The sequence below is a fragment of the Sphingomonas sp. SORGH_AS_0950 genome (genome assembly GCF_030818415.1).
GTDB lineage: Bacteria > Pseudomonadota > Alphaproteobacteria > Sphingomonadales > Sphingomonadaceae > Sphingomonas.
The window spans coordinates 922,429-943,430 of sequence record NZ_JAUTAE010000001.1; the positions used below are offsets into that span (position 1 = coordinate 922,429).

Sequence of the window (21,002 nt, forward strand, 5' to 3'; positions counted from 1 at the left end):
ATCAGCCTCTGACGGCGGAAAGCGCGTCTGCCAAGTCGTCGGCGATGAAAGCCGCCCCGCAACGCCGCGCCGCCTCGGCATGAAGCCACACGCCCGCCGCCGCCGCCTCGAACGGATCGAGCCCGGCTGCCAGCATCGCGCCGATCGCGCCCGCTAGCACGTCGCCGGTCCCCGCGGTCGACAGCCAGGAATTGGCCTCCGGGCACAGAATGGTGCGGCCATCGGGCGCGGTGATGACCGTGTCGGCGCCCTTATGGACGACGACCGCCCCGGTCCGCTCGGCCGCGCGGCGGGTGCGATCGGGCTTGCTGCCGGGGCCATCGCCGAACAGATGGCTGAACTCGCCGCCATGCGGGGTCAGGATCTTGGGGCCGATATGCTGCCCCAGCGCCTCGGCATCGATCAGCCGCAGCGCATCGCCGTCGACGACCAGCGGGCGGCCGCTGCCCAGCGCCGCCGCCAGCCGGGCGCTGGCGTCGCCATCGCGGCCCAGGCCGGGGCCGATGACGATCGCGCCGATCCGCTGCTCGTCCAGTGCTTCGGGCGCATAGTCGCGGCGGACGATGGCATGCGGATGCGCGACGGCGGACGCCCCCGCGCTCAAATGAAGGACATAGCCCGCCCCGGCACGAAGCGCTGCGGTGGCGGCGAGTTCCGACGCTCCCGACATGCTCCCCGCCACCACCGCGACCATGCCACGGCTATATTTGTGCGATCGGGCGTCGGGCTCGGGCAACGCAGGGCGATCCAGCACATGGGTCGTCCCCTCGACCGGCACGCCGATATCGAGCAGCCGCACCTGCCCCATCCGACCGGCGGCGGGTTGCAACAGGTGCGAGGGCTTCACCGCGCCTAGCGCCAGCGTCACGTCGAAGCAGGGCACATCGCCCCCTATCGCGCCGTCATCGCTCGCGACCCCGCTGGGCATGTCCACCGCGATGGCGAGCCAGGCCTCGCCCGCCAGCCGTGCCTGCGCCGCCTGCACTATGGGATCGAGCGCCCGCGACAGGCCGATCCCGAACAGCGCATCGACCAGCACCGGCGCAGGACGCGCCGTCGCCAACAGCTCGACCGGGCCATCCCAAAGCGCGCGGGCCCAGCGCGCACCGTCGCTGCGCGGGTCGTCGCTCGCCGCGACCCGGACGGCGACGCCCTTATGTTTCAGCGTCGCGGCGGCGACATAGCCATCCCCGCCATTATTGCCTGGGCCGCACAGGACCAGAACCTCGCGTGGGCCTGCGAGCCGGGCCACGGCCTGGGCCACCGCTTCCCCCGCACGCCGCATCAGCGCAGTCGGGTCGAGGCCCGATGCGAAGACCGCCGCCTCGGCCGCGCGCATCGCCTCGGCGGTCAGGACGGTGCGGCCAGCGATCGGGATCATCGCGCGCCGACCGTGGCGGGCAGGCGATAGCGGTCGGGGCCGATGGCGATCTCGATCTCCCGGTCGCCCGCGATGGTGACCTGCGCCGGAAGCGCCCCATCGGCGGCGGCGACGCCGTGGCCGTCCTGCGTCACCCGAAGCCGCCGGAATCCGCCATCGGAATGGCGAAGGGTCAGGATCACCGCATCGCCCGCCGCCGATTGCTCGACGGTGCACTCCTGCGAAAATCGCGCGGCCCCCGCCCGGGCACAGGCAATGGCGAGACCGGGCTTTTGGGCCGGAGCGGTGGCGGCGGCGTCATCCCCCGCCTGGCCATCGCTCCGCCCCGAACATCCGGCCAGCGCCAGGGCGCCGGCCATACAGACGGATTCAGATATCCGCATAGACATGGCGCTCGGACTTGGCGCCGGGATGGGTGACGGCGCCCTGGTGCGCCGGGCCGACATTCTGGGCATAGCGCCACAACACACCGGACTGATAATCGTTCATGCGCGGAGTCCAGCGGGCGCGGCGTTCGGCCAGCACCTCCTCGGCCACCACTAGGTCGATCGTCCCCGCCTCGGCATCGATGCGGATGGTATCGCCATTCTCGACCAGCGCGATCGGGCCGCCATCGGCCGCCTCGGGGCCGACATGGCCGATGCAGAAGCCGCGCGTGCCGCCCGAGAAGCGCCCATCGGTGATGAGAGCGACCTTCTCGCCCAGACCCTGGCCATAGAGCGCGGCGGTGGTCGACAGCATCTCGCGCATGCCCGGACCGCCCTTGGGCCCTTCATAGCGGATGACGACCACGGTGCCGTCGGTGATCTCGCGCGCCTCGACGGCGGCGAACGCCTCTTCCTCGCAATCGAACACGCGCGCGGTGCCTTCGAACTGGAGGCGCTTCATGCCCGCCACCTTTACGATCGCCCCCTCGGGCGCCAGGCTGCCGCGCAGGCCGACGACGCCGCCGGTCGGCGTGATCGGGGTCTTCACGTCATAGATGACCTTCTGGTCGGGGTTCCACGTCACCTCGTCGATATTCTCGGCCAGCGTCTTGCCGGTGACGGTGATGCAGTCGCCGTGCAGATAGCCGCCCGCCAGCAGCGTCTTCATCAGCATATAGACGCCGCCCGCCTCATACATGTCCTTGGCGACATAGCGGCCGCCGGGCTTGAGGTCGGCGATATAGGGGGTGGTCTTGAAGATCTCGGCCACGTCGAACAGGTCGAAATCGATCCCCGCCTCGTTCGCCATTGCGGGCAGGTGAAGCCCGGCATTGGTCGAGCCGCCGGTCGCGGCGACGACGCGCGCGGCATTTTCGAACGCCTCGCGGGTGCAGATGTCGCGCGGACGCAGGTTGCGCGCGACCAGCTCCATCACCTGCTCGCCAGCCGCCTCGGCGATGCCGTGCCGGTCGAGGAAGGGCGCGGGCATCATGTTGCTGTTGGGCAGCGACAGGCCGATCGCCTCGCCGACGCACGCCATGGTGTTGGCGGTGAACTGGCCCCCGCACGCGCCGTGACCGGGGCAGGCGACCTTTTCCAGCGCGATCAGGTCATGGAGCGGACAATTGCCCGCCGCATGCTGGCCGACCGCCTCGAACACGTCGACCACGGTCACGTCACGGTCCTGGTGGCGGCCGGGCAGGATCGAGCCGCCATAGACGAAGATCGACGGCACGTTCAGGCGCAGCATCGCCATCATCATGCCGGGCAGCGACTTGTCGCATCCGGCAAAGCCCACCAGCGCGTCATAGCAGTGCCCGCGCACCGACAGCTCGACCGAATCCGCGATGACCTCTCGGCTGACCAGCGAGGACTTCATCCCCTGATGGCCCATCGCGATGCCGTCGGTCACGGTGATGGTGTTGAACCGGCGCGGCATGCCGCCGCCGCGGATCACCCCGCCCTGCGCGGCATCGGCCTGCGCATCGAGGGTGGTGTTGCAGGGGGCGGAGTTGTTGCCCGCACTCGCCAGCGCGACGAACGGCTTGGCGATATCCTCTTCCTGGATACCCATGGCGTAATAATAGCTGCGGTGCGGCGCACGCTCCGGGCCGACGGAAACGTGGCGGGACGGCAGGCGGGACTTGTCGAATTGGCGTGTCATGACGCAGCCCTATGTCGCCAGACACCCCGCCCACGCAAGCAAATTTCGCGAGCCATGCCATCGACGGGGCTTTTCGCACCCCGTCGGAACGGTCAGAGCGACCCCAGCGCCTTCGCCACGCCGTCCATCGTGAACGGCTTTTGCAGGCGCGGGCGGTCGCGGAAGCGTTCGTCCACCGCGTCGTCCGATCCGCCGGTCGCGAAGACGAAGGGCACGCCGCGCGCCGCCAACGCTTCGGCGACGGGGGTGCTCTTCTGGCCGCCCCGCAGGTTGACGTCGAGGATGGCGGCGTCGATACCCCCCTCGGCCACCCGCGCCAGCGCGTCGTCGACGCTGTCCACGGTGCCCGCGACCTGTTTGTCGAGGACGTCCAGAAAGTCCTCCAGCATCATGGCGATCAGGGGTTCGTCCTCGACGATGAGGATCTGCACGGGCTCTGTCATCGGCACCGCCATATCATGCTTTGCGTCATCCGCCAGCCGCTTGTTGCGCCAGCGCGATCTGCGTGGCCTCGGCAAGCTGCTGCACCGAGAAGGGTTTGGGCAGGAAACCGACATTGGGCAGGGTGATCGACTTGCGCAGCTGTTCCTCGGCATAGCCCGACATGAACAGCACAGCCAGGTCGGGATAGCGTTTGCGGACCAGCCCGACCATCGTCGGCCCGTCCATGGTCGGCATGACCACGTCGGAGATCAGCAGGTCGGGCTTGCCATGCCTGTCGAGCATGTCGAGCGCCGCCTCGCCATTTTCCGCCGACAGGACGGTATAGCCCTGCCGGGTCAGCGCGCGTTCGGCGACCGCGCGGACCATGTCCTCGTCCTCGACCAGCAGGATCGTGCCCGACCCCCAGGGCGTCGGCGCGGGGAGAGCCGGTTTGACCTCCACCGCCTTGCCGACGGGCACCGCCGGGGCCGCATGGACCGGCAGATAGATGGAGAAACGCGCCCCCCCGCCCGATGGCGATTCGGCGAAGATATAGCCGCCCGACTGCTTGATGATGCCATAGACGGTCGACAGGCCCAGCCCGGTCCCCTTCCCCATTTCCTTGGTGGTGAAGAAGGGTTCGAAGATCTTGGGCAGGATCTCGACCGGAATGCCCGTGCCGTTGTCGCTGATGATGAGCGCGGTATAGTCCGCGGCGGGCAGGATGTCGTGGTTCATCGCGCGCACGTCGGCCATCGAGACACCGCGGGTCTGGATGGTCAGGATGCCGCCGCCCGCCGGTTCATTCTCCAGGATCGCGTCGCGCGCATTGACCGCCAGGTTGACGACCACCTGCTCCAGCTGCCCCGGATCGGCGCGGATCGGGCCCAGATTGCGGCCATGGCTGACGTCCAGCCGGACGCGTTCGCCCAGCAGCCGCTTGAGCAGGTTCGACACCTCCGACACGACATCGGGCAGTTGCAGGATCTGCGGGCGCAGCGTCTGCTGGCGGGAAAAGGCGAGCAACTGGCGGGTCAGGCTCGCCGCGCGGTTGGAATTGGTGCGGATCTGCTGGATGTCGTCATAATCGCTGTCGCCGGGCGAATGGCGCATCAGCATCAGGTCGCAATGCCCGATGATCGCGGTCAGGATGTTGTTGAAGTCGTGCGCGACGCCGCCCGCCAGCTGGCCGACCGCCTGCATCTTGGTCGCCTGCGCTACTTCGCGCTTGAGGCGGCTTTCCTCGGAATTGTCCTTCAGGCTCAACAGCACGGCGGCGTCGCCCAGCCCCCGCGCGCCCGCGATGGTCAGCGCGACGGGTTCCTCGGGATGATCCTTCAGCCGGACCGCCATGTCGGCCGAATGGGTCGCCCCCCCGGCGAAGCGGCGGATCGCGTCGGCCACCGCCGCCTTGTCCTCGCGCACCACCAGATCGCCCGGATAGAGCGGCGGCTGCCCGCCATTCACCCCGGCCGCGCGCATGAAGGCGGAGTTCATCTGGAGGAACCGCCCGTCCCGGTCGACCAGCGCGATGCCGAACGGCATCAGCGAGACGAGCCCACGGACATGGTTGCCCGCATTCGCCCCGGTGGGCGCGACCATCTGCTGCTCTTCGTCGAGCAGGACGACCAGCATCGGCGCGCCCTCGCCCTCGACAAAGGGGATTTGCAGGATGCGCAGGCTATGCTGGGTCGCGGCATCCTTTTCGGCGACGAACCGGATCTGGCCGGAGGGGCTGTGGGCGAGGAAGGTCGCGAAGTCGCGGCCGACGATCGACTCCATCTCGCCGCCCATCGCCCGCGCGCACAGCACCCGGTTGGCGGCCCGGACGCGGCCATCGGGGGCGATCAGCGCCGCCATGATCCCCGCCGCGCCCAGCCGGTCGCCATGGATGCCGCCGATCAGTTGCTCGACCGTCTCGGCCAGGTCCTGCTCCTCGGCGATGGCGAAGCGCCAGACCAGCAGGTCCGCCTCGTCCCCCGACCGGGTGACCAGCACCGACAGCTCGGTGCCCATCACCCCGATCCGGTCGGCCCGGCCCAGTCCGTCGCGCCACGCCGTCCGACCCGCCTGGGCCAGCGCCTCGACACACGGGCCGTCCAGCGGGACGCCCGGCGGGGTCGGCATGCCGGGAAACAGCGCGGCATAGGCCTCGTTGGCGCAGACCAGACGCCCGGCGCGGTCGGTCACCGCGATCGCGTCATGGCTGGCATCGGCGACGACGCGCGCGAAATCCCAGTCGATCGTGCGCCGCATCTCCTGCGCGCGCGGGCTGAGCAGCCGCCACATGACGAGGATGGCGAGCATCAGCAGCGCGGTCGCCAGAAAGCCGGCCGCGACGATCCAGTTCCGGATCGCGAAGAACATCAACCCCGCCGCCGCCGCACCGCCCAGGATCGAGACGAGCGCGGCGGCACGGACGGGGGACAGGGTTTCGGAAGACGCGATCGCCATGGTGCGACTCATCGTCCGCCGACGGGGCATGGGTCAAGCGCGATCCTGAACCATGCCCCCATGCGGGGCCCGCTTACCAGATGCGGACGCGCTGCGCCGGGGTCAGCGCCATCTTGTCGGTCGGCTTGACGCCGAACGCCTTGTACCAGGGGTCGAGGTTGCGGACGGTCAGCACCCGCTCATGGCCGGGCGAATGCGGATCGGACAGCAGCGCCTGCTGCAGCGCGGGGTCGCGCCACTTGGTCCGCCACACCTGCGCCCAGCCATAATAGAAACGCTGGTCGCCGGTCGTCCCGTCGATGATCGGCGCGGGCTTGCCGCCCAGCGACTTGTGATAGGCGTCGAGCGCGACGGTCAGACCCGCCAGGTCGGCGATATTCTCGCCCAGCGTCAGGCCGCCCTGGACATGCTGGCCGGGCAGCGGCTCATAGCCGTCATATTGCTTCACCAGCGCGTCTGTGAAGGTCTTGAACCGCGCCACGTCCTGCGGCGTCCACCAGTCGGTCAGCTTGCCGGTCGCATCGTATTTGCGGCCCTGATCGTCGAAATGGTGGCTGATCTCATGCCCGATCACCGCGCCGATACCGCCATAGTTGACCGCCGGATCGGCCTTCGGATCGAAGAAGGGCGGCTGGAGGATCGCCGCCGGGAAGACGATCTCGTTCATCGGCGGGTTGGCATAGGCGTTGATCGTCATCGGCGTCATGAACCATTCGCCGCGATCGATCGGCTGGCCCAGCTTGTTGAGATCGCGCTGGAACTCGAAGGCATTGGCGCGTGCGACATTGCCGACCAGGTCGTTCCGGTCGATCCGAAGCCCCGAATAATCCTTCCACTTGTCGGGATAGCCGATCTTGGGCGTGAAGGCGGCGAGCTTGGCCAGCGCCTTCTGCTTGGTCTCGGGCGCCATCCATTCCAGATTGCGCAGCCGGTCGCCCATCGCCGAGATCAGGTTCCGGACCAGCGCATCGGCGGCGGCCTTCGATTCCGGCGGGAAGTATTTGGCGACATATTGCTTGCCGACCTCTTCGCCCAGCCCGTTGGAGACGAGGCCGACGCCGCGCTTCCACCGCGCCTGCTGCTCGGGCGTGCCCGACAGGGTGGTGCCGTAGAAGGCGAAGTTGGTCTTGTCGAAGTCGCTCGACAGATAGCCCGCATAGCTGCGCAGGACCTTCAGCATCGCATAGTCCTGAAGGACGTTCAGCGGCGTCTCGCTATACAGCTTGGCCTCGCCGGTGATCGCGCTGGGCTGCGCGACCAGATAGGCGGGGCGGCCCGCAATGCCCAGCGTCTGCATATATTGCGCCCAGGGGAAGCCCGGCGCCTTGGCGGCGAAGTCCGCCGCCAGCCACTTGTTATAGGTCTTGTCCGCGTCGCGGCTTTCGATCCGGGTCCAGTGGACACCCGCCAGCGCCTTTTCGAAGTTGAACACGGCCGCCGCGCGTGCCTCGGCATTGGGCTCGCCCGCCAGCGTCAGCATCCTGGCCAGATAGGCCTGATAGGCGGTGCGGATCGTCGCCAGCTTGGCGTCGTCCTTCAGATAATAATCGCGGTCGGGCAGGCCGAGCCCGCTCTGGCCGAAATTGGCGATATAGGTGTCAGGCGCCTTGTCGTCCTGGCCGATATAGACGCCGAACGGCGCGCCGACGCCCTGCCGCTGGAGCGTGGCCATCTCGACCGCCAGTGCGTCGCGGCTCTGGGTCGCGCGGATCTGGTTCAGCCACGGCTTGACGGGCGCGACGCCCTTGGCGTTGACCGCCGCCTCATCCATGAAGCTGGTGTAGAAATCGCCGACCTTGTCGCCCGGCCGCTTGGCCGCGTCGTCCAGGATGGTGCGGGTCTGCTCGAGCGAGCGGTCCTGCAGGACGTGGAACATGCCATAGGAGGAACGATCGGCGGGGATCGTCGTGGTCTTGTACCAGATGCCATTGGCATAGTCGAAGAAATCGTCACCCGGCTTTACCGTGGTGTCGCGGCCCGCCATGTCGAAGCCGAAATCGCCGATTTCGGGGCCGTTCTTGGCATGCGGCTTGACCGGGCCGACGGCGGCCTTGTCGACGGGGTTTTGGGTCTGGGCGAAAGCGGGGGAAATCGCGGTGGACAGAAGAGCGGCGACCAGCAGAGAGCGCATCGAAATTCCCGAACAGGACAGTGATGCGACGGTTGTAGCGGGACGACACGGCTAGTCAAACCGTTAGAAACCCACGCCAAACCGATATACCGCTATCAAATTGCGGGCGATCTCCGCCGGTTGCGCCATTTGCGCGCGATCCACAGCCGCCAGCCCAGCGCCGACGCCGCATAGCCGACCACCGCGCAGGACGCGGTCAGGACGCACAGCCCCAGGCCGAAGGCGGGCCCCTGCTCCCACAGCCAGTGAAAGGCGCTGAGCGCCCATTGCAGCCATCCGGTCGCGGCCTCGGCCACCGGCTGGGTGTTGATCGGCGTCTCGCTGCGCAACAGGAACGTGCCGATGCGATAGGCGATGACCCAGATGATCGGGGTGGTCAGCGGGTTGGTGATGAAGGTGGTCAGCGCCGCGACCGGCACATTGGCGCGGAACGGCAGCGCGAAGACCGCCGCGATCGCGATCTGCGCGACCGGGAACAGGAAACCCGCCACCACGCCCAGCGCGACGCCGCGCGGCACCGACCGGCGGGTGAAACGCCACAGCTCGGGCGCCAGGACACGGTGCGCGACCGGGCGGAGCAGCCGGTTGCTCTCCATCGAATCGCGGGTCGGCATGTTGCGCCGGACCCAGTTCATCGTCCGGCCCCACATCGTCGGCGCGGCCGTGGCCATCAGCCGCGATCGCGCAGGATACGGCCCTGCTCGCGCTTCCAGTCGCGTTCCTTGATCGAATCGCGCTTGTCGTGCGCCTTCTTGCCCTTCGCCAACGCCAGCTCCACCTTCGCACGTCCGCGCGAATTGAAATAAATCATCAGCGGCACCAGGGTCATCCCCTCGCGCGCCACCGCACCGTGAAGCTTGTTTATTTCGCGCTCATGAAGGAGCAATTTACGCGGCCGCTTGGCTTCGTGGTTGAAGCGGTTGCCGTGGCTGAATTCGGGCACGTTGGAATTGACCAGCCAGACCTCCTCGCCGCGCACCTCGGCATAGGATTCCGCGATCGATCCCTCGCCGAAGCGAAGCGATTTCACCTCGGTCCCGGTCAGGGCGATACCGGCCTCATAGGTCGTCTCGATGGCGTAATCGAAGCGGGCGCGCCGGTTCTCGGCGACGATCTTCTTCTTGTCGAATGTCTGGGGTTTCGGGCGCATGGACGGAGCGATGTAGGCGTTCGCGTCCGCCATGAAAAGCCGCTCGCTGTGCAATGTCCCGTTTCCGGGCGCTCCCCGCCTGTGCCATCCCGCGACAGGGCTGGCCCCGGGCGGAATGGCGGCGCAAAGGCGCGGGCATGGGCCGGACACGCAAGCATCGATCGCTCTCCCGCATATGGCGCCTGGGCGTCGCCTGCACCGCGCTGGCGATAGTCGGTGCCTGTGGCGGCGGCACGGCGGACGGCGACCCGGTGATCGTGACGCCCACGCCCGTCCCCTCGCCCACCCCGGCCGCCACCCCCACGCCGAGCGCGGGCGGATGGTGGCGGCCCGAGCGAACGCTCAGCTGGCAATGGCAGCTCAGCGGGACGCTCAATACCGGCTATGCCGTCGCCGCCTATGATATCGACCTGTTCGACAGCCCGGTCGCGACGATCGCCGATCTCCATCGTCAGGGGCGCCGCGTGATCTGTTACTTCTCGGCGGGCAGTTCGGAAAACTGGCGCCCCGACGATGCGCAATTCGCCAGCGGCGACCGGGGCAAGGCGCTGTCCGGCTGGGCAGGCGAGCGCTGGCTGCGCATCGATTCGTCCGGCGTCCGCAAGGTGATGGCCGCGCGGCTCGACCTGGCGAGGGCCAAGGGCTGCGACGCGGTCGAGCCGGACAATGTCGATGGCTATGCCAATGATAACGGGCTCGGGCTGACCGCCGCGATGCAGCTGGACTATAACCGCTTCCTCGCCGCCGAGGCGCATGGCCGGGGGCTGGCGATCGGGTTGAAGAACGACACCGACCAGATCGCCGCGCTGCAACCCGCCTTCGACTTCGCGCTGAACGAGCAATGCCATGAATTCTCGGAATGCGGCGGCTATTCGGCCTTTCTCGATGCCGGAAAGCCGGTGCTGGTCGCCGAATATGCCGACCGCTATCGCAGCAACAGCGGCGGCGCGCGCGACACGATGTGCGCGGCCTCGCGCCAGCAGGGGGTCCGCACGCTGGTCCTCGCGTTGGCGCTGGACGACAGCTATCGCTTCAGTTGCGACGACGCGCGCCCAGCGGGATCTTGAGCCGGATCATCGCGCGGTTGCTGGGAAAGCCGCCGACGCCCCCCTGCTCGACCTCCGCCGACAGGGTCCCCACGCCGGGGATTTCGGTGCGCGCCGTGGGCAGGGTCAGGGGCGAGGAACGGTCCGGGATGGGCCGCAACCGATAGCTTTCGGACGACCGCCCGCACACCACGACATCGCCGCCCGCATCGTCCGCCGGACAGCGGCCGGTGGAGGGACGCCTGAGCGCGGGCAGGACCGGGCCCGCCACCGCCCCGGCTTGCAAGGCCATCATCACCGCGATCCACATCGGCCGACCTTTCCCTGATCTCGGGAAAAGGTCGGCGATGATTGCGGCAGGAACAGGGCCGGACGGCCCGGGTCAGATCAATCCGGCATGCGCCAGCGCGGCGTCCACCTGCGCGCGCGCCGCCTCGGACGGCCAGGTCATCGGCAGGCGGATGCCGGTCGGGAAATGCGGCATGATCCGGCTGAGCGCATATTTGACCGGGCCGGGCGAGGCGTCGGTGAACATCGCCTCGTGCAGCGGGAACAGCCGGTCATGCAGTTCGAGCGCGCGCGCGCTCTCACCCGCCGCGCAGGCCGCCTGGAACTCGGCGCACAGGCGCGGCGCGACATTGGCAGTGACCGAGATGCAGCCGACACCGCCCATCGCGTTGAACGCCAGCGCCAGATCGTCATTGCCCGACAACTGGCAGAAATCCGCGCCCAGCGCCGCGCGGTGGTGCGAGACGCGCGGCAGCGCGCCGCTGGCATCCTTCACCCCGACGAAGATGTCGGGCGCGGACTGGACGATCCGGATCAGCGTCGCCGCCTGGATGTCGGTCACCGTGCGGCCGGGCACGTTGTAGAGAATGATCGGCAGCGGCGCCTCGCGCGCCAGCTCGGCGAAGTGGCGGACGATGCCGTCCTGGCTCGGCCGGTTGTAATAGGGCGGCACCATCAGCGTGGCGTCGGCCCCCGCCGCCTGCGCGGCCTTCATATTCTCGATCGCGACGATCGTGTCGTTCGATCCCGCACCCGCGATCACCGGCACCCGGCCATTGGCCTGGTCGACGCACACCCGGACGACATGGAAATGCTCGTCCTTGGGCATGGTCGCCGCCTCGCCCGTGGTGCCGCACGCGACCAGCGCCGACGATCCCTCGGCGATCTGCCATTCGACGAAGTCCCGGAATTTCGCTTCGTCGAACGCCCCGCCGAGATGATCGCCACGATCGTCGAACGGCGTCACGAGCGCCGGAATGGACCCTGAAAACATGAGAGGAAATGCGCTCCTGCTGCGCCGAAATTGGGCCGAAATGGGAAATTGTTCAGGACATGTACGGGTAGAGGCCCTATTCTGTCCACCATGATGGCATTGACGAAGGCGGGGGCGATCCTCGCGACGCTGGCGAGTTCCATGGTCGCATCGGGCGAGCAGGATCAGCTCGAACGGTATCGCACCCAGATGGCGAATATGAGCCCGCAGGAGGTTCGGGGGATGCCCGCCCCCGCCGATGGCGCGATCGCGGCGGCGCTGGCTCAGTGGCGCGCGCTGCAACAGACCGATTCGCTGCCCTTCGACAGCTATGCCGGGTTCGTGATGGCCCATCCCGGCTGGCCCGGCGAGGCGAGCAACCGCCGCGCGGCCGAGCGACAGGCGGCGAACTTCACCGCCGCGCCCGGCAGCATCGTAGCCTATTTCCGCCGTTTTCCGCCCCTGACGGCGGCGGGCGGCGTCGCCTATGCCCGCGCCCTGCTGGCGACCGGCGCGCCGGGCGAGGCGGCGCAGGCCGCGCGTGCGGCCTGGCGACGCGGCGCGCTGTCCCCGACCGACGAGGCACTGGTCATGTCGACCTTCGCCTCCGCGCTGACGCCCGAGGATCATGACGCGCGCATGGACATGCTGCTGTGGAGCGGCCAGACCAGCGCCGCGGCGCGCCAGCTTGGCTATACGACCAGCGCCCGGCGCCCGGTCTTCGCCGCCCGTCTGGCCTTCCGCACCAAGTCGGCGGATGCGGCCAGCCTGTCCGCCTCGACCGCCGAGCTTTACGCCAATGATGCGGGCTATGTCGCGGACCGCGCGATGTGGCTGCGCGACACCGGCGACAGCCTGACCGCGCGGTCCTGGCTGGCGCGTAGCCGCCAGCTGACGGTGCGGCCGGGCAATGTCGAGAAATTCTACGAAGCGTTGCTGGTCAATGCGCGCGCCGCCTCGGCCGACAACCAGCTTCAGACCGCCTATGACATCGCGCGGCAGGTCGACGACGCCTATCCGCCGGGCACCGACGTCTCGACCAAGCCCTATGGCGAGCGCGACGATTATACCAGCCTCGTCTGGCTGGGCGGGCAGACCGCGATGAAGCTGGGTCGTCCCGCCGACGCGATGACGCTGTTCGACCGTTATGGCCGGGGCAGCCAGTCGCCGCAGACCCGCGCCAAGGGCTTTTACTGGGCCGGACGCGCGGCCGAGGCGGCGGGCCGGACGGCGGAATCCGCCGCCTTCTACAATCGCGCGGCGCAGTATCGCGATCAGTTCTACGGCCAGCTCGCGCTGGAGCGCACCGGCCGTCCGCTGGTCGCACCGCCCGCCATCGCCGCGACCGGCATCGCGCCCGCCATCCGCGCCACCTTCGACGCCAAGGAGATCGTCCGCGCGGCACGCTTCCTGGGCCAGATCGGCCAGTGGCAGGACCAGACCGCCTTTGTCCGCCAGATCGCGGCCGATGCGCAGGACGAGAACGACCATCTGCTCGCCGCCGACCTGTCGCGCAGCATCAACCGCCCCGACCTGGCGGTGATGGTCGGGCGCAGCGCGATGCAGAATGGGCTGACCGATTATTCCGCCGCCGGTTTCCCGACCGTGCCCGTGCCCCCCGGTTATGAATCGAGCTGGACGATCATCCACGCCATCGCGCGCCAGGAAAGCCAGTTCGACCGCGCCGCCGTCAGCCATGCGGGCGCGCGCGGCCTGATGCAGCTGATGCCCGCCACCGCCGCCGAACAGTCGAGCAAGATCGGACTGGCCTATTCGCCCGCCGCGCTGACCGCCGATCCCAATATCTCGATCCAGCTGGGGGCCAGCTATTTCGAGCGGATCCGCAACAACTTCGCCAGCTATCCGCTTGCGATCGCGGCCTATAATGCCGGGGGCGGCAATGTGAACAAATGGCTGCGGCTGAACGGCGACCCCCGAACGGGCAGCGTCGACATCGTCGACTGGATCGAGGCGATCCCCTATTCGGAGACGCGCAATTACGTCCAGCGCGTGCTGGAAAACGCCGTCGTCTATGACCTGATGAACCCGGCCCGCGCGACCAGCCGGGGGCCGACGCCGCTCAGCTGGTATCTGGGCAAGACGTCCCGACCGGGTTGATCGGGCGGGTTGATCAGTTGGGCCCAGTCGATAGAGCAGGCGGATGGATCGCCCCAATTACATCACCCCGGCGGGTTATGCCGCGCTTCGCCAGGAATATGAGACGCTGTTCGCCGTCGAGCGACCCAAGCTGGTCGACACCATCGCCTGGGCGGCGGGCAATGGCGATCGGTCGGAGAATGGCGACTATATCTATGGCCGCAAGCGCCTGCGCGAGATCGACCGGCGGCTGGGCTGGCTGTCCAAGCGGATGAAGGCGGCCAAGGTCGTCGATCCCGCCCGGCAGGAGGACCGCAGCAAGGTGTGGTTCGGCGCCACCGTCACCATCGCCGACGAGGATGACAATGAGCGCATCCTGACGCTGGTCGGCGATGACGAGGCCGAGGCGGGCAAGGGCCGGGTCGGCTGGAATGCCCCGCTGGTCCGCGCGCTGCGCGGGGCGGCGGTGGGCGATCTGCGCCGCGTCGTCCTTCCGGCCGGTGAAAAGGAATATGAGGTCATCGCCATCACTTACCCGACGAACTGAGCAACGGGTGATCGCTCTCATGCGCTGGATGCGCAGCACAGGAGAGCGACCCTGGAACATCCCCGCACCACCAGCCCGCGCGATCATGACGACAGCGCGATCATCGACGCGGCCGAGGCGGCCCCCTCGGCGGTCGGTCGGACCGGCGGCATCGCCACCGATGTCGGCACGCGCGACGAGCTGACCCGCGCCGTCGACGATCCCGAAAGCCATGAGCGCGTGACCAAGGGCACCGAAATGGCCAATGGACAGGTCCGCAACGGCGGCCGACGCTGACGCTTCGGCCCATGGCTCCGGCGGCGCGGCTTTGCTAGACAGGGCGGATGAATGCCCCGACCCGCAACATCGCGCTGCTGATCGATGCCGACAACGCCCAGTCGGCCGCCATCGACCCTGTCCTGACCGTGCTGGCCGAGCTCGGCACGGTCAATGTCCGCCGCGCCTATGGCAATTGGTCCAAACCCGGCCTGAAGGGCTGGCGCGACGTCATGGTCAAACATGGCATCGAACCGCAGCAGCAGTTCGACCTGACCAAGGGCAAGAACGCCACCGACATGAAGATGACCATCGACGCGATGGACCTGCTGTTCCGGGGGCGGATCGACGGCTTCGGCATCATGTCGTCGGACAGCGACTTCATGCCGCTCGCCACCCGCATCCGGCAGGACGGCTTTCCCGTCTATGGCTTCGGCAATTCCCGGACGCCCGAGGCCTTCAAGCAGGCGTGCAGCCGCTTCATCGATGTCGGCGCGCTGATCGGCGAGGCGACGCGCCCGGCGAGCGCCAAGCCGACCGCCGCCGACGTACCACTTGCCGAATCGCTGCCCCCTTCGATCGAACAGACCAAGCGGACCGCAGGCACGCCGCGCCCGATCGACGAGGAACTGCTGAAGCTGCTGGTCGATGCCTATAATTCGGTGAAGCGCGACGAACGCGGTTTCGCCAGTCTGTCCGCCATCGGCCAGCTGGCGGGCAACCGCTCCAGCTTCGACACGCGCAATTACGGGTTCAAGCGCCTGTCCGAGCTGATCGAGGCGGTGCCCAATTTCCAGACCGAACGCCGCGAGGACGGCCGGACCTTCGTCAAGCGGGTGCGGTGATCCCGTAGCATCCTCCCCGGCAAGGGGAGGAATGTCCTACTCCCTCGGGTCGGGCATGGTCAGCGTCGCGCAGGTGCCGGGCGCCGCATCGTCGAACCGCACCTCGCCGCGCAACTGGCGCGCCAAGCTGGCGATCATGCGCATCCCCAGGCTGTGCCGCGACGCCGCTTTCATGTCGAAATCGGCGGGCAGCCCCTGGCCATGGTCGCGCACCGTCAGGACGATCTGGCCGTCGCGCGCGTGGAGCGAAACGTCGATCGCCCCGCCCTGTTCGTCATAGGCATATTTGATCGCGTTGGTCAGAAGCTCGGTCAGCATCAGGCCGATCGGGATCGCGGTATCGGCGTTCATCTCGATCGCCTCGATATCGCAATGCACCTGATGGTTCTGCGCCTGCTCGGCCAGTTGATGCGCGATCCCGCAGGCGAGATCGTCGAGCGACACCATCCCCACCCGCTCGCCGCGCCAGAGCTGGTCATGCGTCTGGGCGATGGCGGCGATCCGGGCCTGCGCGTCGTTCAGCATGCGCAGCACGCGGGGATCGTCATCCTCCTGCTTTTGCAGGTTCAGCATGGCGGAGACGAGCGCGAGGCTGTTCTTGACCCGGTGGCTGGCCTCGCGGGTCAGCAATTGCTGATGCTCGACCGCCTCGGCCAGCCGACGCTCGGCCTCCTGCCGTTCGATGGCGACGCCGATCAGATTGGCGAAACCCTGCATGAAGGCGAGGTCGGCCTCCTCAAATCGCCCTTCGTCGGGGCTGTCGACCTCGAGCACGCCGTAACGCTGCCCCGAGGCTTCGACGAGAACGTTGATCGCGCGGCGGATATGGTGGTCGGCCATGAATTGCGGAGTACGAAACCGCTCTTCCTGGTCGAGATGGTTGGAGATCACGCCCTGCCCGGTCTGGAGCGCGAAGCCCGCAGGCGAGCCCATGTCGGTCCGCATCTCGGTCGACCCGACCACGCCCGGCCCCCAGCCGACGCCGGTGCGCACCAGCAGGGTGTCACGGTCGGCGCGATATTCCAGGAACTTGCAGAAGCGCGAGCGCATCCCCTCGGCGCATAATTCGGTCGCGCGTTGCAGCATCGGGTCCAGATCGCGCGCGCGCAACGCCTCGATCCCGAAGGCGGCGAGCACCGATTGCTGGCGAAGCCGATAATGCAACTGCCCCGCGCCGGCGATTTCCAAATCCTCGCCCTGCGCCTGCTCCACCACCGCCATTCGCCGTCGAACCCCTTTCATCCTCGTTCCGGACGCGTCCAGAATAAGGATTGTTTTAACCATTTTAAACCCGATCCGGGTCCGTTCCGAAGGCGATCGGCCCCCCTGGCCGCAAATGGGCCGACCGCCCATGGCACGACGCCCTCCCCGATCGCTCGGGAAGGGCGCCGGATGTCAGCGATGCGCGAGGGGGATCAGCGCGTCAGCTTCTTATAGGCCAGACGGGTCGGACGGTCGGCGGCATCGCCCATGCGGCGGCGCTTGTCCTCTTCGTACGACTCGTAATTGCCCTCGAACCATTCGACATGGCTGTCGCCCTCGAACGCCAGGATGTGGGTGCAGAGGCGGTCGAGGAAGAAGCGGTCGTGGCTGATGACCACGGCGCAGCCCGCGAACGTCTCCAGCGCCTCTTCAAGCGCGCGCAGCGTTTCCACGTCGAGGTCGTTGGTCGGTTCGTCGAGCAGCAGGACGTTGCCGCCCTCCTTGAGCATCTTGGCCATGTGGACGCGGTTGCGTTCACCGCCCGACAGCTGGCCGACCTTCTTCTGCTGGTCGGGCCCGCGGAAGTTGAACGCGCCGACATAGGCGCGCGTGCCCAGTTCCTGCTTGCCGAAGCGGAAGACCTCCAGCTCGTCGGAGATTTCCTGCCAGACATTCTTGTTGGGATCGAGCTTGTCGCGGCTCTGGTCGACATAGCCGAGCTTGACGGTCGAGCCGATCTCGATCGTGCCCGCATCGGGCTGTTCCTGGCCGGTGATCAGCTTGAACAGCGTCGACTTGCCCGCGCCGTTCGGCCCGATCACGCCGACGATACCGCCGGGCGGCAGCATGAAGTCGAGATTTTCGAACAAAAGCTTGTCGCCATAGGACTTCGTCAGCCCCTTGGCCTCGATCACCTTGCCGCCCAGACGCTCGGGGATCTGGATCAGGATCTGCGCCTTGCCCGCGACGCGGTTCTCCTGCTTCTCCATCAGCTCCTCGAACGCGCGGATACGTGCCTTCGACTTGGTCTGGCGGGCCTTGGGCGTCTGACGCATCCAGGCCAGCTCGTCGGCGATCGCCTTCTGCTTGCCCGCCTCGTCGCGCTCTTCCTGCTCAAGCCGCTTGGCCTTCTTCTCCAGATAGCCGGAATAGTTGGATTCGTAGGTGTAATAGCGGCCGCGATCCAGCTCGAGCACCCAGTTGACGACGTTATCCAGGAAGTAACGGTCGTGGGTGACGAGAATGACGTTGCCGGTATATTCCTTGAGGTAATTTTCCAGCCACGACACGCTCTCGGCGTCGAGGTGGTTGGTCGGTTCGTCGAGCAGCAGGATGTCGGGCTTTTCGAGCAGCAGCTTGCAGAGCGCGACGCGGCGCTTCTCACCGCCCGACAGGCGGGTGACGTCGGCATCGCCCGGTGGGCAGCGCAGCGCTTCCATCGCCTGTTCCAGCTGGCTGTCGAGCGACCAGCCGTCGACCGCGTCGATCTTGGCCTGAAGCTCGCCCATCTCTTCCATCAGGGCGTCGAAATCGGTGTCGTCCTTCGGGTCGCCCATCTCCGCCGAGATGGCGTTGAAGCGATCGACCAGGTCGGCGATCGGGCGGACGCCGTCCTTGACGTTGCCCATCACGTCCTTGGCGGGGTCGAGCTGCGGCTCCTGCGCCAGATAGCCGACCCGGACGCCCTCGGCGGCCCAGGCCTCGCCGGTGAAGTCCGTGTCCATCCCCGCCATCACCTTCATCAGCGTGGACTTGCCCGCGCCGTTCGGGCCGATGATCGCGATCTTCGCGCTCGGCAGGAACTGGAGATGGATGTTGTTGAGGACAGGCTTGTTGGCGCCGGGGAAGGTCTTGGTCAGACCCTTCATCACATAGGTATATTGGACGGCCATGGCGGCGCGGGGCTCCGTGCTTTTTTGCGACTGTTGGATGTTTGCCCGACCATGTAGTGGGTGCGCGGGCGGTTGGCAAACGGGACGGGCTGGGCAACAGTCGCGCCCATGAAGCGAATTGTCCTTGCGGCACTGGCCGCCTCCGCCCTTTCCTCTCCCGTTCTGGCACAGCGGACGCCCCCGCCCATGCCCGCGACCGTCGCGCCCGAGGTCGAACGGCTGCGCGACGCCGCGCTGACCGACACGGTCGCCTGGGACATTGTCGAGGGGCTGACGACCGAAGTCGGCCAGCGCCTGGCGGGAACCGAGGCGGAGGCGCGGGCGCGACAATGGGCGGTCGCCCGGCTGACCGCGCTGGGGTTCAAGAATGTCCGGATCGAACCCTATCAGATGCCCGTCTGGGAACGCGGTGCGGAGAGCGCCGAGATCATCGCGCCCTTCCCGCAGAAGCTGACCCTTGCCGCGCTCGGCAATTCGGGGGCGACCCCGGCGGGCGGGCTGACCGCCGACGTCGCGGTCTTCCCCAGCATGGCCGCCTTCCAGTCGGCGCCCGACTCGGCGATCAAGGGGCGGATCGTCTATATCGGCAACGCCATGCCCCGGACCCAGGACGGATCGGGGTACGGCGCCTATGGCACCGCGCGCTTTACCGGACCCGCGCTGGCGGCCAAGCGGGGCGCGCTGGCGATCGTGATCCGCTCGATCGGCACCGACCATCACCGCTTTCCGCATACCGGCACGACCAATTTCCCCGAGGGCGTGAAGCCGATCCCGGCGGCGGCCCTGTCGGTGCCCGATGCCGAACAGCTCGAACGCGTCGCGGCGCGCGGCAAGCCGGTGCGGATGAAGCTGATCCTGACCCCGCGCATGGTCGGCACGCGCGAATCGGGCAATGTCATCGCGGAGGTTCCGGGCAGCGATCCGTCGGCGGGCATCGTGCTGGTCGGTGGGCATCTCGACAGCTGGGACCTGGGCACCGGCGCGATCGACGATGCCAGTGGACTGGCGATCACCACCGCCGCCGCCAAGCGAATCATGGATGCGGGCCAGCCGAAGCGGACGATCCGCGTCGTCTGGTTCGGCGCCGAAGAGGTCGGCGGCATGGGCGGCGCGGCCTATGCCAAGGCGCATGCGGGCGAACGCCACGCCACCGCGTCGGAAAGCGATTTCGGCGCCGACCGGGTCTGGCGGTTCGAGGTCAACCTGCCCGCCGCCGCCAGCCCGGTCGCGGACCGGCTCCAGGCCGCTCTGGCCCCGCTGGGCATCACGCGGGGCAGCGGCCTGGGCGGCGACGGCACCGATATCGGCCCGACGCTGAAGCTGGGCACGGCGGCGATCGACCTGAACCAGTCGGGATGGGATTATTTCGATACCCATCACACGCCGGACGACGTACTGGACCGCGTCGATCCGGCCGGACTGCGCCAGAATGTCGCGGCCTGGACGACGATGCTGGCGGTCGTGGCCAACGCGCCCGAGCCGATCGGGGCCGTCACGCCGCGCTGACCGGGGCGATTCCGGTAACCTTTTGGTAACGTCAACGCCTTGAAAAAGCCCGATAGGCGCCATCGGTTCGTCGCGAACCTTGCTTTCGTATGAATTTTGCGGATTGACCGCGATGAACCGCACGTTATTTGAGCCGCTTCGCGACGGCATTCGGGTCGGCCGCGATGATTGCTTATGCTTGGGAGCATTCGAATGAAGAAGATTGCCTTTGTTCTCGCTGCCGCCGGCCTGATGTCCGTGGCCGCCTGCACGAAGTCGCCGGAAGCGGCCGCTGTTGAAAACAACGCGGACATGCTGGCTGACAACATGGAAATGCAGGCCGACAACCTCGACGCGGTTGCCGACAACACCTCGAACACCGCCGCTGCTGCGTCGCTCGAGAACGCTGCCGACAACATCAACGCCGCCGCCGACAACGTCCGTGACGCTGCCGACGCCAAGGCTGACAACCTGCAGTAATGCGGCCTCGGACCTTCGGGTCCGAAGCGCAGACTGTTTGTCGGAAAAAGGGTGCTTCCCCAGGGGGAGGCGCCCTTTTTCTTTGCCCGAATTTCTTGTGGAAATTGCCGATCCGGCGTTGCGAAAAGGCCCTGCGTCACGCTACGGACGGATCACGGTTGGGCCTGTAGCTCAATGGTTAGAGCTGGCCGCTCATAACGGCTAGGTTGCGGGTTCGAGTCCTGCCGGGCCCACCAACCGTCCCCGCGCACGTCGCCCGGC

At 67.7% G+C, this 21,002-nt stretch carries 18 protein-coding genes and 1 tRNA gene; 7 read left to right on the forward strand and 12 right to left on the reverse strand.

The genetic code is table 11. The annotated features are described in order from the left end of the window. Position 1: 1 nt before the first annotated feature. The 8 genes from QE385_RS03800 to smpB form a co-directional block, all read right to left on the reverse strand. The gene (locus QE385_RS03800; protein WP_307099231.1) at positions 2 to 1,381 is read right to left on the reverse strand and encodes an NAD(P)H-hydrate dehydratase; all 1,380 of its coding nucleotides are present in this window, start codon (positions 1,379 to 1,381) and stop codon (positions 2 to 4) included. Continuing rightward, positions 1,378 to 1,740 carry a hypothetical protein gene (locus QE385_RS03805; RefSeq protein WP_307099233.1) on the reverse strand — a complete coding sequence of 121 codons (363 nt, stop codon included), beginning with the start codon at positions 1,738 to 1,740 and terminating at the stop codon, positions 1,378 to 1,380. The genes QE385_RS03800 and QE385_RS03805 overlap by 4 nt, the downstream gene beginning before the upstream one ends. Positions 1,741 to 1,750: 10 nt before the next feature. Further along, positions 1,751 to 3,472, reverse strand: coding sequence for a dihydroxy-acid dehydratase (gene ilvD, locus QE385_RS03810; protein WP_307099235.1), 1,722 nt, complete (start codon positions 3,470 to 3,472; stop codon positions 1,751 to 1,753). Between the two features lie 92 nt (positions 3,473 to 3,564). Next, entirely contained in the window at positions 3,565 to 3,915 is a 351-nt protein-coding gene (locus QE385_RS03815; protein WP_307099237.1) for a response regulator, read from the reverse strand. 25 nt (positions 3,916 to 3,940) lie between these two features. Next, positions 3,941 to 6,349 carry a PAS domain-containing sensor histidine kinase gene (locus QE385_RS03820; RefSeq protein WP_307099239.1) on the reverse strand — a complete coding sequence of 803 codons (2,409 nt, stop codon included), beginning with the start codon at positions 6,347 to 6,349 and terminating at the stop codon, positions 3,941 to 3,943. 73 nt (positions 6,350 to 6,422) lie between these two features. After that, entirely contained in the window at positions 6,423 to 8,480 is a 2,058-nt protein-coding gene (locus tag QE385_RS03825) for a M13 family metallopeptidase (RefSeq protein WP_307099242.1), read from the reverse strand. A 95-nt stretch (positions 8,481 to 8,575) separates the two neighbouring features. Then, positions 8,576 to 9,151, reverse strand: coding sequence for a DUF2062 domain-containing protein (locus tag QE385_RS03830; RefSeq protein ID WP_307099244.1), 576 nt, complete (start codon positions 9,149 to 9,151; stop codon positions 8,576 to 8,578). Beyond that, positions 9,151 to 9,630 (reverse strand): SsrA-binding protein SmpB, encoded by a 480-nt coding sequence (smpB, locus tag QE385_RS03835; protein WP_007403364.1) that lies wholly within the window; start codon positions 9,628 to 9,630, stop codon positions 9,151 to 9,153. Before smpB ends, QE385_RS03830 begins: the two co-directional genes overlap by 1 nt. Before the next feature lie 137 nt (positions 9,631 to 9,767). On the opposite strand from smpB, the gene QE385_RS03840 reads away from it, so the two are divergent. After that, positions 9,768 to 10,697, forward strand: a complete 930-nt coding sequence (locus tag QE385_RS03840; RefSeq protein WP_307099246.1) for an endo alpha-1,4 polygalactosaminidase — start codon at positions 9,768 to 9,770, stop codon at positions 10,695 to 10,697. Here the strand turns inward: QE385_RS03840 and QE385_RS03845 are convergent. Then, on the reverse strand, positions 10,663 to 10,971 hold the full coding sequence (locus QE385_RS03845) for a 5'-nucleotidase (RefSeq protein ID WP_307099248.1): 309 nt from the start codon (positions 10,969 to 10,971) through the stop codon (positions 10,663 to 10,665). The genes QE385_RS03840 and QE385_RS03845 overlap by 35 nt on opposite strands. A gap of 87 nt (positions 10,972 to 11,058) precedes the next feature. Next, positions 11,059 to 11,958 carry a 4-hydroxy-tetrahydrodipicolinate synthase gene (dapA, locus tag QE385_RS03850; protein WP_307099250.1) on the reverse strand — a complete coding sequence of 300 codons (900 nt, stop codon included), beginning with the start codon at positions 11,956 to 11,958 and terminating at the stop codon, positions 11,059 to 11,061. Between the two features lie 90 nt (positions 11,959 to 12,048). On the opposite strand from dapA, the gene QE385_RS03855 reads away from it, so the two are divergent. The 3 genes from QE385_RS03855 (at position 12,049) to QE385_RS03865 (ending at position 15,681) form a co-directional block, all read left to right on the forward strand. Continuing rightward, the gene (locus QE385_RS03855; protein ID WP_307099252.1) at positions 12,049 to 14,055 is read left to right on the forward strand and encodes a lytic transglycosylase domain-containing protein; all 2,007 of its coding nucleotides are present in this window, start codon (positions 12,049 to 12,051) and stop codon (positions 14,053 to 14,055) included. 43 nt (positions 14,056 to 14,098) lie between these two features. Then, on the forward strand, positions 14,099 to 14,581 hold the full coding sequence (gene greB, locus QE385_RS03860) for a transcription elongation factor GreB (RefSeq protein WP_307099254.1): 483 nt from the start codon (positions 14,099 to 14,101) through the stop codon (positions 14,579 to 14,581). 323 nt (positions 14,582 to 14,904) lie between these two features. Further along, the gene (locus QE385_RS03865; protein ID WP_307099256.1) at positions 14,905 to 15,681 is read left to right on the forward strand and encodes an NYN domain-containing protein; all 777 of its coding nucleotides are present in this window, start codon (positions 14,905 to 14,907) and stop codon (positions 15,679 to 15,681) included. A 36-nt stretch (positions 15,682 to 15,717) separates the two neighbouring features. Here QE385_RS03865 and QE385_RS03870 read toward each other — a convergent pair whose 3' ends face one another. Both QE385_RS03870 and ettA read right to left on the reverse strand, forming a co-directional pair. Next, positions 15,718 to 16,902 carry a sensor histidine kinase gene (locus QE385_RS03870; RefSeq protein WP_307099258.1) on the reverse strand — a complete coding sequence of 395 codons (1,185 nt, stop codon included), beginning with the start codon at positions 16,900 to 16,902 and terminating at the stop codon, positions 15,718 to 15,720. Positions 16,903 to 17,096: 194 nt separating this feature from the next. Then, positions 17,097 to 18,776 (reverse strand): energy-dependent translational throttle protein EttA, encoded by a 1,680-nt coding sequence (gene ettA, locus QE385_RS03875; RefSeq protein WP_307099260.1) that lies wholly within the window; start codon positions 18,774 to 18,776, stop codon positions 17,097 to 17,099. 108 nt (positions 18,777 to 18,884) lie between these two features. Between ettA and QE385_RS03880 the strand changes: the two genes are divergently transcribed. The 3 genes from QE385_RS03880 (at position 18,885) to QE385_RS03890 (ending at position 20,977) form a co-directional block, all read left to right on the forward strand. Then, positions 18,885 to 20,282, forward strand: coding sequence for a M20/M25/M40 family metallo-hydrolase (locus QE385_RS03880; RefSeq protein ID WP_307099262.1), 1,398 nt, complete (start codon positions 18,885 to 18,887; stop codon positions 20,280 to 20,282). Positions 20,283 to 20,474: 192 nt separating this feature from the next. Next, complete coding sequence (locus QE385_RS03885; RefSeq protein ID WP_307099264.1) at positions 20,475 to 20,741, forward strand: hypothetical protein; 267 nt, start codon at positions 20,475 to 20,477, stop codon at positions 20,739 to 20,741. A 160-nt stretch (positions 20,742 to 20,901) separates the two neighbouring features. Continuing rightward, positions 20,902 to 20,977: transfer RNA gene (locus tag QE385_RS03890), tRNA-Ile, on the forward strand. Positions 20,978 to 21,002: the final 25 nt, after the last annotated feature.

Excerpts from the sequence above, each read along its gene's own strand:
- QE385_RS03800 (WP_307099231.1), bottom strand. The coding sequence starts at position 1,381 with ATGATCCCGATCGCTGGCCGCACCGTCCTGACCGCCGAGGCGATGCGC.
- QE385_RS03805 (WP_307099233.1), bottom strand. The coding sequence starts at position 1,740 with ATGGCCGGCGCCCTGGCGCTGGCCGGATGTTCGGGGCGGAGCGATGGC.
- ilvD (WP_307099235.1), bottom strand. The coding sequence starts at position 3,472 with ATGACACGCCAATTCGACAAGTCCCGCCTGCCGTCCCGCCACGTTTCC.
- QE385_RS03815 (WP_307099237.1), bottom strand. The coding sequence starts at position 3,915 with ATGACAGAGCCCGTGCAGATCCTCATCGTCGAGGACGAACCCCTGATC.
- QE385_RS03820 (WP_307099239.1), bottom strand. The coding sequence starts at position 6,349 with ATGGCGATCGCGTCTTCCGAAACCCTGTCCCCCGTCCGTGCCGCCGCG.
- QE385_RS03825 (WP_307099242.1), bottom strand. The coding sequence starts at position 8,480 with ATGCGCTCTCTGCTGGTCGCCGCTCTTCTGTCCACCGCGATTTCCCCC.
- QE385_RS03830 (WP_307099244.1), bottom strand. The coding sequence starts at position 9,151 with ATGGCCACGGCCGCGCCGACGATGTGGGGCCGGACGATGAACTGGGTC.
- smpB (WP_007403364.1), bottom strand. The coding sequence starts at position 9,630 with ATGCGCCCGAAACCCCAGACATTCGACAAGAAGAAGATCGTCGCCGAG.
- QE385_RS03840 (WP_307099246.1), top strand. The coding sequence starts at position 9,768 with ATGGGCCGGACACGCAAGCATCGATCGCTCTCCCGCATATGGCGCCTG.
- QE385_RS03845 (WP_307099248.1), bottom strand. The coding sequence starts at position 10,971 with ATGATGGCCTTGCAAGCCGGGGCGGTGGCGGGCCCGGTCCTGCCCGCG.
- dapA (WP_307099250.1), bottom strand. The coding sequence starts at position 11,958 with ATGTTTTCAGGGTCCATTCCGGCGCTCGTGACGCCGTTCGACGATCGT.
- QE385_RS03855 (WP_307099252.1), top strand. The coding sequence starts at position 12,049 with ATGATGGCATTGACGAAGGCGGGGGCGATCCTCGCGACGCTGGCGAGT.
- greB (WP_307099254.1), top strand. The coding sequence starts at position 14,099 with ATGGATCGCCCCAATTACATCACCCCGGCGGGTTATGCCGCGCTTCGC.
- QE385_RS03865 (WP_307099256.1), top strand. The coding sequence starts at position 14,905 with ATGAATGCCCCGACCCGCAACATCGCGCTGCTGATCGATGCCGACAAC.
- QE385_RS03870 (WP_307099258.1), bottom strand. The coding sequence starts at position 16,902 with ATGGCGGTGGTGGAGCAGGCGCAGGGCGAGGATTTGGAAATCGCCGGC.
- ettA (WP_307099260.1), bottom strand. The coding sequence starts at position 18,776 with ATGGCCGTCCAATATACCTATGTGATGAAGGGTCTGACCAAGACCTTC.
- QE385_RS03880 (WP_307099262.1), top strand. The coding sequence starts at position 18,885 with ATGAAGCGAATTGTCCTTGCGGCACTGGCCGCCTCCGCCCTTTCCTCT.
- QE385_RS03885 (WP_307099264.1), top strand. The coding sequence starts at position 20,475 with ATGAAGAAGATTGCCTTTGTTCTCGCTGCCGCCGGCCTGATGTCCGTG.